The following is a 12,481-nucleotide window of genomic DNA, read 5'->3' as shown; positions in this document are numbered from 1 at the left end:
CCCGCGTGCAGCTGCAGCGCCGGCTGCTGCCCGGTGCCTGGCGCGCCGGCGTGGGCCGCCCCGGTCCCGGCGCCGCCGCGCTCGTCTCCTCCTACGAGGAGGCGCGCTCGGCCTGCGACCTCGCCGAGCGCCTGGACCTGCCCGGTCGGCTCGCCGACGCCGCCGACCTGCTGCTGCACCAGCTGCTGCTGCGCGACCGCGCGGCCCTGACCGACCTGGTGGACTCCCTGCTCGGGCCGCTGCGCACCGCCCGCGGCGGCCCCGGCCCGCTGCTGGACACCCTCGACGCCTACTTCGAGGCCACCGGCAACGCCACCGCCGCCGCCCGCCGGCTGCACCTGTCGGTGCGGGCGGTCACCTACCGCCTGGACCGGGTGCACCGCCTCACCGGCCACGACCCCGACGACGGCGCCGACCGTCTCGCCCTGCACGCGGCCGTCCTCGGCGCCCGCGTCCTGGGCTGGCCGGCCCCCACCACCTGAGCGGCGGGCCGGCCGGCAGCGCCCGGTCATCCCTTCCTTGCCGGGAACCGGCAGGCACGACCGCGCGAAGGCGTCCGGAACCGCCCCCCGCATGCCCGGTCCCGGCGGCCGATGCTGGTTGCAGGAGCCGCGGCACCGGGCCGCGGCGCACATCGGGAGGTCCCGACGTGGCAGTGCCCCTGTGGGCCTGGGCGGCCCTGGCCGCCATCATCGTGATCATGCTCGCCGTCGACCTGTTCGCCCACCGCGGCGCCCACGTCATCGGCTTCCGCGAGGCCGCCGTCTGGAGCGGGGTCTGGGTCGGTCTGGCCCTCGTCTTCGGCGTCGTCGTCTTCGCCACCCTCGGCACCCAGGCCGGCGTCGACTACACCACCGCGTGGTTGCTGGAGAAGAGCCTCTCCGTCGACAACCTGTTCGTCTTCGCGCTGATCTTCGGGTACTTCAAGGTGCCCCGGGAGTACCAGCACCGCGTGCTGTTCTTCGGCGTCCTCGGCGCCCTGGTCTTCCGCGGCATCTTCCTCGGCGTCGGCGTCACCGTCGTGCAGAAGTTCACCGCCGTCCTCTTCCTCTTCGGCGCGATCCTGCTGTGGTCGGCGTGGAAGATGCTCAAGGACGACTCCGACGACGTCGACCCGCAGCGCAACATCGGCGTCCGGCTGCTCAAGCGCCTCGTCCCGCTCAAGGACGAGTACCACGGCACGAAGTTCTTCGTCGTGGAGGCCGGCAAGCGCTACGGCACCCCGCTGCTGGCCGTCGTGGCCGCCATCGAGGCCGCCGACCTCATCTTCGCCGTCGACAGCGTCCCCGCCGTCCTCGCCGTCACCGACGACCCCTTCATCGTCTACTCCTCCAACGCCTTCGCCATCCTCGGCCTGCGGGCGCTGTTCTTCCTGCTGTCGGGCATGCTGGAGCGCTTCCACCTGCTCAGCAAGGCGCTGGCGTTCATCCTCGGCTTCATCGGCGTCAAGCTGTTCCTGCAGGCCGGTCACGAGCTGATCGACCCCGCCATCCCGCACGTGCCCTCCTGGGTGAGCCTGACGGTCATCGTCACCGCCCTCACCGCCGCGATCGTCCTCAGCCTCCGCCGGCCCCTGCCGGCCTCCCACGAGACCTCGGGCGAGACCTCGGGCGGGGACATCGGCGGGGACGGCGGCGAGGACGCCCGCGTGGCGGCAGCCCCGACCGGCGGGCAGCTGCCCGGCCAGACCCGCCACGCCGACGGGCACGCCCGCCACGCCGACACCCAGGGCAGCCCACCGCCGCGCGGCTGACCCCCGCGGCCGACACCCGCGGCTGACACCAACGGCACCCGGCCGGCCGGGAAGGGGGCGCACACCCACCGTGCGCGCCCCCACCCGGTCGGCCCCGCACGCGGCTGCTCCGATCGGGCGGACCCACCGCGACGGTCCCGCGAGCGCCCCGCCACCAGCGATCCCCGCACGTACCGTCACAGGCAGACAGCGACAGGCGCACAGCACCGGGTGCCCCCGGTGCCAGGGGGTGGACGAGCCCTGCGCCCGCACGCCAGCGACCGGCCGGGGGGGAACCAGGCCGCGGGAGGGAACCGACGACCATGGTGTCCAAGCAGGAACCGGCGGTGCACCGCATCGACCCGGAACAGCTCACCGAGGACCAGCTCGCCGAGTGGGAGGACCTCCTCACCCGCCAGCCCGACCCCGCCAACCCCTTCTGCGCCCCCGAGTGGGTCACCGCCTGGTACCGCGCCCACGTGCCCGACCCGGCCGACCGCCACCTCCTCCTCGTCCGCGACGCCGCCGGCACCCTCACCGGCATCGCCCCGATGCACCTCAGCCGCAGCGGCCACCCCCGCCTCGGCGTGCGACGCCTGCTGCTGGTCGGCGCCGGCCGGCGCACCCCCCTGGAACTGCCCCAGGTCCTCACCGCGGCCGGCGCCGCCCGCCAGGTCCACACCGACCTCGCAGCCCACCTCCTCGACCTCGCCGAGCGCACCGGCGCCGACTGGAGCGAACTGGCCCTGGACCGTGAGCAGGCGTGGTTCGAACCCGCCTGGGTGCAGGCCAGCACCGCCCCCGCCCCCTTCTACGAGCACCGCGCCGTCCGCGCCTGCGTCGTCCTGCCCCTGGACGGCACCTGGGACCAGCTGCGCAGCGGCCTCAAGCGCAACCTCAAGGAGAGCCTGCGCCGCGGCCGCAACCGCCTCACCAAGTCCGGCGTGCGCTGGGAGATCCGCACCCTCACCGGCGCCGACCTCGACGACGCCGCCGTCGAGCGCTTCTTCCACCTGCACACCCAGCGCTCCGGCTTCACCGGCACCAGCTCCACCCACCCCGACGCCTACGCCGACCCCACCGCCCGCGCCCTCCTCGCCGACCTGCTGCCCCGCCTGGCCGCGCGCGGGCGCGCCAGCCTCGTCGAGCTCGTCGTCGACGGCCGCGTCGGCGCCACCCAGCTGGCCCTGCACGCCCCGGGGTGCTCCTACGTGCACTCCTCCGGCATGGACCCCGACTACTGGGACTACTCCCCGGTCACCCTGCTGCACGCCGAGGTCGTCCGCGCCGCCGTCGAGCGCGGCGACCGCGTCGTCAACTTCTCACCCGGCCCCAACGTCTCCAAGCTGCGCTGGAGCGAACGCCTCACCGTGCACGACGACTTCGCCTTCGCCACCGCCGGCCGCGCCGCCGGCCTGCGCTACGCCGCCTTCGACTCCGTCGCCCGCCTCAACCGCTTCCGGCGCGGCGTGGCCACCGCCCGCGCCAACAGCCCCGTGCCCGTACCGACCGCCACCACCACCCCCCGCCTGCTGCAGCGCGCCCTCACCGCCCTGCACCTCAGCTGACCCCACCCCGGCCGGCTGCGGGCGGTCAGCGCACCGCCCGCAGCACCACGAACTTCGGGTGCCCGGCCACCACCTCGCACGCACCGAACACCCGCCGCAGCAGCACGTGGTACGCCAGGTGCCGGTTGCCCACCAGCCACAGCTCACCACCCGGCCGCAGCACCCGGCGCGCATCGCGCACCATCCGCGCCGCCGTCGAGTCCGTCAACGACCCGTGCACGTGGAACGGCGGGTTGCACAGCACCACGTCCACCGACCCCTCCGCCACCTGCGCCGCGCCCCCGTCACCGGGATCGGCCACCGCCGAGTCCCCGGCCGCGAAACGCACCGCCACCCCCGCCGGGGCCGACACCGCGAACGTCGCCACCGCCGAGGCCAGCGCCAGGTCCGAGTCGTCCACCAGCGTCAGCACCGCCCCCGGCTGCGCGCGCGCCACCGCCAGCCCCAGCACCCCGTTGCCGCACCCCACGTCCAGCACCCGCTCACCCACCGCGAACGGGCGCCGCGCCGCCAGCACCTCCAGGAAGAACCGCGTCCCCACGTCCAGCCCACCGGCGGAGAACACCCCCGCGTGCTGCACCACCCGCGCACCCGCCAGCACCCCCGGCGCGTCCTGCAGCACCAGCTCCACCGGCCACGGCGCCGGCGGGCGCACCAGCGCCGGATCCGGCTGCGCCAGCACCAGCCGCGCCTTGCGCCGCGCCAGGCTCGTGCGGGTGGGCCCCACCAGCTCCTCGAACACGCGCAGCGTCGCCGAACGCACCTCCGGCACCATCCCCGCCGCCACCACCCGCGCACCCGCCACCAGCGCCGGCGCGAAGCGGTGCAACCGCTCCTGCAGCAGCCCCAGCGTCCGCGGCAGCCGCAGCAGCAGCACGTCCACCGGCCCCTCCGGGCCCGCCGTACCCGGCAGCAGCCGCACACCCGACCCCGCCAGCCCGTTGCGCGCCAGGTTCGCCCGCACCGCCGCCCGCGACACCACCGAGTCGCACACCGCCACCGGCGCCGCACCCGCCGCCGCCAGCCCCGTCACCACCGCACCCCAGCGGTCGTCGGTCACCACCACCCGCCCCGACCCCACGTCCACACCGGCCGGCACCCCGGTCGCCTCCGCCACCCCCGGCGCCTGCAGCACGTGGTCCAGCAGCAGCGCGTCCGCGGCGTCCCACGCCCGCAACGGCTCCCGCCGCGCCCGCGGGTACCGCCGCAGCTCCAGCGCCCCCACCGGCAGCTCGAGCCGGACGTCCTCCTCCGCAGCGACCACCGCGACAACCTAGGCCCTGGCGCCGCACCGCCCCCACACCGGCGCCGCGACCCCACCCGACCCCTCACCGCACCCGCTGCGCCACCGCGAACGTCCGCCGGTACGGCAGCACCGTGCCGAAGTCCCGCCGCGGGTACGCCTCCCGCAGCAGCTCCCCGTACTGCGCCCGGAACTCCTCCGCCTCCGCAGCCCCCAGCGCCTGCAGCACCGGCCGCAACCCCGTGCCCTCCATCCACCGCAGCACCGCGTCCTCACCGGCCAGCACGTGCAGGTACTCCGTCTGCCACACGTCCACCCGGCACCCGGCCCCCGCCAGCACCTCCAGGTACCGCTGCGGCGGCTCCGACCCCGGCTCGACCAGCTCCGGCACCCGCCCCACCCACCCCGGCCGCGCCCGCAGCTCGCGCACCAGCGCGTGCGTCGCCGCCCCGAAGTTCGCCGGCACCTGCACCGCCAGCCACCCCCCGACCGCCACCTGCGCCACCAGGGACGGCAGCAGCGCCACGTGCCCGGGGATCCACTGCAGCACCGCGTTGGACACCAGCACGTCCACCGGCTCCGGCGCCCGCCACGCCCGCGCGTCGACCACCTCGAAACGCACCCGCGGCACCACCACCTCCGCGCGGGCGCGCGCGACCATCTCCGCGGAGGAGTCGAACCCCAGCACCTCCGCCCCCGGCCACCGCCGCGCCAGGTCCGCGGTGAGGTGACCCGGCCCGCACCCCAGGTCCACCACCCGCCGCGGGTCTAGCGCCTCCACCCGCGCCAGCAGGTCGAACCACGGCCGCGCGCGCTCGGCCTCGAAGCGCAGGTACGCCTGCGGGTCCCAGACGGGGTTGGTCACGCCGGCTCCCTCCTCAGCCCGCCACCACGAGCAGCGACCCCACCGCCGGGTCCGCGGCGCCCGGCACCGGCACCCCTACCCGCCGGCGATGTTGGTCAGGTACTGGTGCCGGATCGTCAGCACGGACAGCGTGCCGAACAGCAGCACCGACCACACCAGGACCGCCACCCGGTACCCCCTGGGCCGGATCTCGCGCGGCAGCGCCCGCCGGTTCAGCACGGCGAGCAGACCGGAGTAGATGAACATCATGAACCCGCCGACGCAGGCGGAGATCACGATGAGCGCCAGCGGCTGCGCGAACCCGACCAGCAGGATGGCCGAGCCGAGCACGACCAGGCCCCAGACCAGCGCCGCGTACACCGTCGACTCCGAGGCGCCCTTGAGGTAGTTCACCCGAAGGACGTCCGCGGCCAGGCGGCTGGTGTAGTCCACGATGCCCAGCGCCGCGGCGAACAGCGAGATGGCGCCGATGACCCAGAAGAACGTCCCGAACCAGTTCCCGACGGACTGCTTCAGCGCCTCCCCCTCCGCCTGCAGGAAGGAGATGCCGTTCTCCAGCCCCGGCCGCCCGAACACCGTCGCGTAGGCCAGCATCGACGTGAAGAAGATCGTCACGAACGAGATGAGCACGAAGGTCACGAGCTGCTCGACGTTCGCCGTGCGCCACCAGCCGCGCCAGCGCGACAGGTTCTCCGCCGTCGGCTCGAACACGTACCCCGTCGAGGGCGCGGCCTCCGGCTGCCCCGTGAGGGGGCTGACGATCCGCGGCACGTAGGCACCCATCCCGAAGCCCTTGTCGCGGATCCAGTTGCTCTGGCAGAGGTTCTGCCCACCCCCGGCACCGGCGAAGGCCAGCGCGGACAGCAGCACGGGGAACGCCAGCGCCTCGGTGGGCACGGTCGCCTGCGTCACCACCTGCGGCACGTCACCCCACGCGGAGGAGGTGATGGCGAACGTCGCGCCCACCGCCACCAGCAGCAGCACCGCCGCCACCTTCACCATCTCGATCTTCTCCAGCGCCACGTACACCACCGGCGCCAGCGTGAGGACCGCACCGATCGCCACGAGCATCCCGATCGCGATCGGCGTCACGGACCCGCCCACCAGGTACGTCACGATCGTCGCCGAGCTCGTCACCCAGCCCGGCCACAGGTTCGCCAGGTAGGCCATCGCCGCGAACACCAGCCCCCAGTGCTTCCACAGGCGGCTGAAGCCCGTCAGCACCGTCTCACCCGTGGCGAGCGTGTAGCGCTCGATCTCCATGTTGATGAAGAACTGCGTCACCAGGCCCACCAGGGCCGCCCACACGAACACCAGCCCCACCTGGGAGGCGATGTAGGGGTAGATGATGAACTCGCCGCTCGCCAGGCCGACACCGGCCGCGACGATCCCGGGGCCGATGATGGGCCCCAGCCGCGTCGGCGCCGGTGGCAGGTCCCGCAGCTGCGGCGGTGGCAGGTGCCTGGCGGGGAAGCGCTGCGCGACGGAGGTGCTGGCGTGCTCGGCCTGGGACATGCTCGTCCTCCTCGACGGTGGTCCACCCGGCGGCGTGCGGCTCGCCCCGCACGCTACTCCCGGGCACGGCCGTGATCGAGCCGTCCCACGCCGGGAACCCGACCCCGTCGCAGGTGCCGGGTTCCCGGCGCGGGACGCGTCCTCAGCGCAGCGCGGGCGCCACCTCGGCCGCGAACAGCTCGATGCCGGAGGTGTCGTACGCGGCCTCGGCGAAGTACGTGATGGCGTACGTCATGCCCAGGCCCTCCACGTGCCGCAACGTCTCGACGACCTGCTCCGGCGTGCCCACCGCCGGGCCCGAGCGCAGCTGCTGCACCGTCTCGGCCAGCTTCGCCTCGGGCAGGTGCGGGCGCAGCCGCTCCTCGATGCCGCGCAGGCGCTCCTCGACCTCCGCCTCGTCGCGGCCGAGGACGACGTTGTAGTTGGCCGAGCGCACGATCGCGCCGAAGTCGGTGCCGAGGTCGCGGCAGTGCCCGGCCAGCACCTCGCTCTTGTGCGCGAACACCTCCGGCGTGCCGTCGAAGTTCGTGTACGCCGCGTACTTCGCCGCCGTGCGCAGCGTCTTCCTCTCCCCGCCGCCCGCGATCCAGAACGGGATGCCGCCCTCCTGCAGCGGCAGCGGCCGCACGATCGCGCCGTCGACCTGGTAGTGCCGCCCCTGCAGCGTGGCGCTGCCCGTCGTCCAGGCCTGCCGCATGATCTCCACCCCCTCCTCCAGCGCCGCCAGACGCTCACCGGCGGAGGGGAACCCGTAGCCGTAGGCCCGCCACTCGTGCTCGTACCAGCCGGCGCCGATGCCCATCTCGGTGCGCCCGCCGGAGACCACGTCCACCGTCGCGGCGACCTTCGCCAGGTAGGCGGGGTTGCGGTACGCCATGCACGTGCACATCTGCCCCAGCCGCACCCGCGAGGTCGCCGCCGCGAACGCCGCCATCAGCGTCCACGCCTCGTGCGTGGCCTCCTCGCTCGGCACGGGGACGGTGTGGAAGTGGTCGTAGACCCAGATCGACTCCCACACCGGGTCGGCGTCGGCGAGCCGCGCCAGCGACGACATCACCTGCCAGTGCTCCGCCGGTGCGATGCCGACGAGGTCGTGCCGCCAACCCTGGGGGACGAAGAGACCGAAGCGCATGCGCCGCACCCTAGCCGGGTGGGGGAGCGCTCTCCCGGTCCTGCCAGGGCCACCCTCCGACGCGTCAGAGCCCCACGTACGCCGCCGGGTTGTCCAGCACCGGGGCCGGCCCGCGGATGCACGCCTCCAGCGCGAGCGACGAGCGGTGCCCGGTCTGCCGCCGGATCGAGCGGTCCGGCAGCCCCGCGCCCGCGGCGGCCGTCGCGAAACCCGCCCGCAGGCTGTGCCCGGAGAACGCGTCGGGGTCAAGTCCCACGTCGAGCACCCGTCGCTTGATCATCCGTGCGATCGCCTGGCCCGTCAGCCGCTGCTGCCGCAGCGAGCGCCCCCCCTTGGTCACCGCCAGGAACGCCGGGCCGCTGCGGACGCCGGACACCTGCACCCAGGCCTGCCAGGACCGCACCGGGCACGTCGCCCGCCGCGAGCCGTGGGGCAGGACGACCGTGCGGCCGTGCCCGGTCTCCTCCGAGGGCAGACCGGGCACGTGGACGTGCAGCCCGTCCGGCTGCACGTCCACGTCCTCGGCGTCGAGGCCGCTGAGCTCGGAGCGGCGCAGCGCACCGGCGAAACCCATCACGAGCAGGGCCCGGTCGCGGTGGTCGAGGACGGAGTCGCCGAGCGGCGCCACCAGGGTGGACAGCACCGGCGTGTCGATGGCCTCCACGCGCCGGCGCCGGGCCACCGGACCGAGGGTGCGGCGGATGCCGGCCCAGGTGAGCCGGACGCGCTCGGTGGCCGTGGGGGAGGGGTGGCCCAGCAGGCGGTGCGCCACGCTCACCGCCGCCAGCCGGCGTTGCAGCGTCGCGAGGCTGAGCTCCTCGGAGTGCGCGAGCAGGTACCCGACCACGGTGTCCGCCTCCGCCGGCAGCGCCGTCCTGCCCTCGGCGCCGCACCAGGCGGCGAAGTGCGCGAGGTCGGTGGCGTAAGCGCGCCACGTCGTCGCGGAGCGGCCCGAGCGCAGCGCCGCGGGGAGACCGTCGAGCCAGCCGCGCAGCGTCTCGGTGTCGAGCGCGGCCGGCGGCGGCACGGGCCCGACGTCGACGACGGCGAGCTCCGCGGCGGTGCGGCCGTACAGGTCGAGCTGGGAGTCGCTCACGACACCATCATAACGTATTCCCAGTTATCGGGCACAACGACACGCATCTTTTTCGAGCACAACCACCCCCCACGACGTCGACGGGACATCGCAGGGCGGTGGCTTGTCGACGTCAGAACCAGCCGCGCCGAGCGCCGAGGGCCCGGATCCGGTCGTCGAGCAGGGGGGTGAGCCGGCGGACGTCCGCGTCGGCGGGCCCGAGGCGCAGGCGGGCGGTGGCGTCGTGGCCCTCGGAGAGGATCCCGCCGCGCCGGTCGGCCTCCAGCACGACGTCGACCCCACCCGGGCCGGCGAGGAAGGTGACCTCGAGCTCGTTGATGCGCCGTGCCAGCGAGGCCGGGGGAGCGAACTCCACCTCCTGGTAGAACGGCAGCTCGCTGCCGGGCAGGCGGCCCTTCTCGACGTCGGCGCCGCGGAAGCGGAAACCCAGCTGCCCGAGCGCATCGAGGACGGCCTGCTGCAGGGGGAGCGGGGTGATGTGGACGCGGTCGAGGTCCCCGGGGTCCACCGCTCCGGCGATGTCCACCGTGGTGCGCACCCCGACGTCCATGCCGCGCAGCTGCCAGCCGCCGATCGTGGTGATGGGGCACTGCCACGGCACGCCGAAGGAGAAGGGGATGCTGCGGTGTTCACCGGCCTCGAGGCGGAAGGCCCCGCCGACCGGCTGCGTGCCGAAGCGGACGTCCTCGCGCCACTCCGAGTCGCCCGACTCGACCTCGACGGTGGCCTGCAGCGAGACGCGCACCTCCCGGACGTCCTGGGCGACCTTGCCGCCGGTGATCTCGACGCGGCCGCTGACCGTGCCGCCGGGGGTGCTCACCGGGTGGTCGAGGAGCGTCTCCACGCTCGCCCCGCCGGCACCCAGCCGTGCCATCATCCCGCGCAACGCCATGACCGCGCTCCTCGTCGTCGTCGCATGCCCGCACGCGGATCGGTGGCACCGGCGCGTGCGGATCTCGTCAGCAACCCCGACGACCGGCACTGCCGGTCGGTTCCCGGGCGCGCTCGCCCCACCGTGTTGAATGTATGCAAAGTTATCGGGCTTAAACTGATCTACTTGATGTTGCCAACGACAAACCCGCATCGACGGGGGAACGGTCAGCGCTGGGAGGGTTCCTGCTGCGGGAGGCTGTTGTCGCGTGCGAAGAGGAACCGGGCGTCGAGGGTGCGCAGGTGCTCGCGGGCGACGGGCTCCAGGGGGTGGCCGGGGCAGAGGGCGGTGAACTCCTCCAGCAGGGTCGCGAGGGTGACGACCTCGCCGACGGTGAGCAGTGCGACGCGGTCCTTGGCGACGTCGCAGCGGACGTGGCCGGGGGCGGGTTCCACGAGTTCGCCGTCGTCGGTGCGGACCACGAAGGGGTTGCCGTCGGCGCGGTGCCCGACGAACGTCCACGTGCCCTCCAGGGCGGTGCCGTCGGGGTAGGCGAAGCGCACCCGGTCGCCGGAGCTGGGGGTCTGGTGGTCGCCGAGCTGGCGGAGCATCGCGGCGAGGGCCTCGCGCGCAGCGCCGTCACCGCTGCCGTCTCGCAGCCGTTCGTGTCGGGGGGTCTGTCGGGGTGTCCTGGGCACGGCAGCAGGGTCGCCGCCGGACGGCCTGCGGACCGGCTGCGACACGCCGGGGACGGGCGTCAGCGGCCGCGCAGCCGGTCGAGGTCGCGGCGTTCGCGCTTGGTGGGGCGCCCGGTGCCGCGGTCGCGGACCACGGTGGCGGCGACCTCCTCCCGCGGTGGCGGGGCCGGGGTGCGGTCGAGGTAGCACTCCACGGCGACGGCTGCGCCGACGCGGCGCTCGATGACGCGGGTGACCTCCACGATCCGCTCGCCGCCGTCACCGCGGACGCGGACCTCGTCGCCCACCCGCACGCTCGAGGCGGGCTTGGCGCGTTCGCCGTTGACGCGCACGTGCCCGCCGCGGCAGGCGGCGGCGGCCAGCGCGCGGGTCCTGCTGAGCCGCACCGCCCACACCCAGCGGTCCAGGCGGGTGGTGGTGGGCTGCGCGTCGGGCGCGGCGTTCACGCCTGCTCCTCGGGTGGCTGGGGCCGGTGCGGTGGCCGGGCTGGGGGTCCGTCCACGCTACGCCAGCGGTCCGCGGTCCTGTGGTGCCGCCCGGTCGCGGCGGGTCGCGATGCGCAGCAGGTCGCGGGCCGGTCCGCCCGGGCGCTGTCCGTGCGGCCACACCGCGCGCAGCCGGCGGGTGAGGGTGGCGCCGGTGACGGGCACCTCGGCGAGGCGGCCGGAGGTGAGGTCGTCGTGGACGGCGAGGTGGCTGAGGACGGCGGGCCCGGCGCCGGCGGCCACGGCGGCGCGCACGGCGGTGGCGGTGGACAGCTCCAGCAGGGGGGCGGCGCGGGTGCCGTGGGCGGCGAGCGCCGCGTCGAGGGCGGTGCGGGTGCCGGAGGTGGGTTCGCGGCACACCAGGCGGGTGGCGGCCAGTTCGGCGGCGGTGACGGGGGAGCGGCGTCGGGCCCAGGGGTGGGTGGGGGCCACGACGGCGACGAGGCGGTCGCGGGCGACGACCTGTGCGTCGAGGCCGGGGCTGAGGGTGGGTCCCTCGACGAAGCCGAGGTCGGCGGTGGCGGCGAGGACGGCGCGCTCGACGGCGGTGGAGTTGACCGCGGTGAGGCTGACGGCGGTCTCGGGCCGGTCGGTGGCGAGGCGGACGAGCCAGCGGGGCAGGAGGTGCTCGGCGACGGTGAGGCTGGCGGCCACGCGCAGCCGGGCCTCGGTGTCGGCGCGCAGGGAGGTGATGCCGGCGGCCAGGACGTCGGCGGCGGTGAGGACGTCGCGCGCCCAGTCGGCCAGCAGGGCGCCGGCGGGGGTGAGGGTGGAGCCGCGGGCGCCGCGTTCGACGAGGGGGAAGCCGACGAGCCGTTCCATGGTGCGGATGCGGGCGCTGGTGGCGGGCTGGCTGATGCCGTGGGCGGCGCCGGCGCGGCCGAGGCTGCCGGTGGCGGCGACGCGCAGCAGCAGGTGCAGGGAGTCCAGGTCGGGCACGCGTTCCAGGCCGGTGCCCTCGGGGCCGGGTGCGGTGGACGGCATCCGCACAGCCTATGACCACCCATCGAGTGGCTCGATGGGTGCATCAGCCCGCGGTGCCTACCGCGGCGCAGGGGGGTGGTCGAGGCTGGGTGGTGTCGGGCCGGGGGAGGAGGCGCACGTGGGTGCGGTGCTGGTGCAGCGGGCGCGTCCCGCGGCGGGGAGCGCGGTCGGTGCCGTGGCGGGTGGACCGGCCGTGGCGGCACGGGCCACCGCGCGGGTGCGCGAGGTGCTGCCGGGGCTGGTCGTGGTGGCCGCCGCGGTGGTGGCGGCGTGCGCCGTGGCCGGGGCGGCG

The 12,481-nt window shown here is 75.2% G+C and carries 12 protein-coding genes; 3 read left to right on the top strand and 9 right to left on the bottom strand.

The features are described 5' to 3' along the window. From ABEB16_RS15685 to ABEB16_RS15675, 3 genes are all read left to right on the top strand, one after another. Positions 1 to 482: PucR family transcriptional regulator (locus ABEB16_RS15685; protein ID WP_345713161.1), on the top strand; the 482-nt coding region annotated here is incomplete at its 5' end. A 167-nt stretch (positions 483 to 649) separates the two neighbouring features. Continuing rightward, positions 650 to 1,753: a TerC family protein gene (locus ABEB16_RS15680; RefSeq protein WP_345713160.1), complete on the top strand. Its 1,104-nt coding sequence runs from the start codon at positions 650 to 652 to the stop codon at positions 1,751 to 1,753. Positions 1,754 to 2,055: 302 nt separating this feature from the next. Continuing rightward, on the top strand, positions 2,056 to 3,300 hold the full coding sequence (locus tag ABEB16_RS15675) for a GNAT family N-acetyltransferase (protein WP_345713159.1): 1,245 nt from the start codon (positions 2,056 to 2,058) through the stop codon (positions 3,298 to 3,300). 25 nt (positions 3,301 to 3,325) lie between these two features. On the opposite strand, the gene ABEB16_RS15670 is transcribed toward ABEB16_RS15675, so the two are convergent. The 9 genes from ABEB16_RS15670 to ABEB16_RS15630 all read right to left on the bottom strand — a co-directional run bounded on the left by ABEB16_RS15670 (position 3,326) and on the right by ABEB16_RS15630 (position 12,189). Further along, positions 3,326 to 4,564 (bottom strand): methyltransferase, encoded by a 1,239-nt coding sequence (locus tag ABEB16_RS15670; RefSeq protein WP_345713158.1) that lies wholly within the window; start codon positions 4,562 to 4,564, stop codon positions 3,326 to 3,328. Positions 4,565 to 4,628: 64 nt separating this feature from the next. After that, the gene (locus ABEB16_RS15665) at positions 4,629 to 5,408 is read right to left on the bottom strand and encodes a methyltransferase domain-containing protein (protein ID WP_345713157.1); all 780 of its coding nucleotides are present in this window, start codon (positions 5,406 to 5,408) and stop codon (positions 4,629 to 4,631) included. A 75-nt stretch (positions 5,409 to 5,483) separates the two neighbouring features. Further along, complete coding sequence (locus ABEB16_RS15660) at positions 5,484 to 6,923, bottom strand: Nramp family divalent metal transporter (RefSeq protein WP_345713156.1); 1,440 nt, start codon at positions 6,921 to 6,923, stop codon at positions 5,484 to 5,486. 142 nt (positions 6,924 to 7,065) lie between these two features. Then, positions 7,066 to 8,055, bottom strand: a complete 990-nt coding sequence (locus ABEB16_RS15655; RefSeq protein WP_345713155.1) for an LLM class F420-dependent oxidoreductase — start codon at positions 8,053 to 8,055, stop codon at positions 7,066 to 7,068. A 64-nt stretch (positions 8,056 to 8,119) separates the two neighbouring features. Continuing rightward, complete coding sequence (locus ABEB16_RS15650; protein WP_345713154.1) at positions 8,120 to 9,151, bottom strand: tyrosine-type recombinase/integrase; 1,032 nt, start codon at positions 9,149 to 9,151, stop codon at positions 8,120 to 8,122. A 112-nt stretch (positions 9,152 to 9,263) separates the two neighbouring features. Beyond that, positions 9,264 to 10,043 carry a sporulation protein gene (locus tag ABEB16_RS15645; RefSeq protein ID WP_345713153.1) on the bottom strand — a complete coding sequence of 260 codons (780 nt, stop codon included), beginning with the start codon at positions 10,041 to 10,043 and terminating at the stop codon, positions 9,264 to 9,266. Between the two features lie 206 nt (positions 10,044 to 10,249). Further along, positions 10,250 to 10,633, bottom strand: a complete 384-nt coding sequence (locus ABEB16_RS15640; RefSeq protein WP_345713152.1) for a hypothetical protein — start codon at positions 10,631 to 10,633, stop codon at positions 10,250 to 10,252. Between the two features lie 146 nt (positions 10,634 to 10,779). Beyond that, the gene (locus ABEB16_RS15635; RefSeq protein ID WP_425560216.1) at positions 10,780 to 11,166 is read right to left on the bottom strand and encodes an RNA-binding S4 domain-containing protein; all 387 of its coding nucleotides are present in this window, start codon (positions 11,164 to 11,166) and stop codon (positions 10,780 to 10,782) included. Positions 11,167 to 11,223: 57 nt separating this feature from the next. Continuing rightward, positions 11,224 to 12,189 carry a LysR family transcriptional regulator gene (locus ABEB16_RS15630; protein WP_345713151.1) on the bottom strand — a complete coding sequence of 322 codons (966 nt, stop codon included), beginning with the start codon at positions 12,187 to 12,189 and terminating at the stop codon, positions 11,224 to 11,226. Between the last annotated feature and the right edge of the window lie 292 nt (positions 12,190 to 12,481).

It is taken from the genome of Kineococcus glutinatus (assembly GCF_039542765.1).
Classification (GTDB): domain Bacteria; phylum Actinomycetota; class Actinomycetes; order Actinomycetales; family Kineococcaceae; genus Kineococcus_A; species Kineococcus_A glutinatus.
The sequence above is the reverse complement of the archived record's forward strand: the minus strand, read 5'-3'. Positions and strand labels throughout refer to the sequence as shown.

Excerpts from the sequence above, each read along its gene's own strand:
- ABEB16_RS15675 (WP_345713159.1), top strand. The coding sequence starts at position 2,056 with ATGGTGTCCAAGCAGGAACCGGCGGTGCACCGCATCGACCCGGAACAG.
- ABEB16_RS15630 (WP_345713151.1), bottom strand. The coding sequence starts at position 12,189 with ATGCCGTCCACCGCACCCGGCCCCGAGGGCACCGGCCTGGAACGCGTG.
- ABEB16_RS15660 (WP_345713156.1), bottom strand. The coding sequence starts at position 6,923 with ATGTCCCAGGCCGAGCACGCCAGCACCTCCGTCGCGCAGCGCTTCCCC.
- ABEB16_RS15640 (WP_345713152.1), bottom strand. The coding sequence starts at position 10,633 with ATGCTCCGCCAGCTCGGCGACCACCAGACCCCCAGCTCCGGCGACCGG.
- ABEB16_RS15655 (WP_345713155.1), bottom strand. The coding sequence starts at position 8,055 with ATGCGCTTCGGTCTCTTCGTCCCCCAGGGTTGGCGGCACGACCTCGTC.
- ABEB16_RS15645 (WP_345713153.1), bottom strand. The coding sequence starts at position 10,043 with ATGGCGTTGCGCGGGATGATGGCACGGCTGGGTGCCGGCGGGGCGAGC.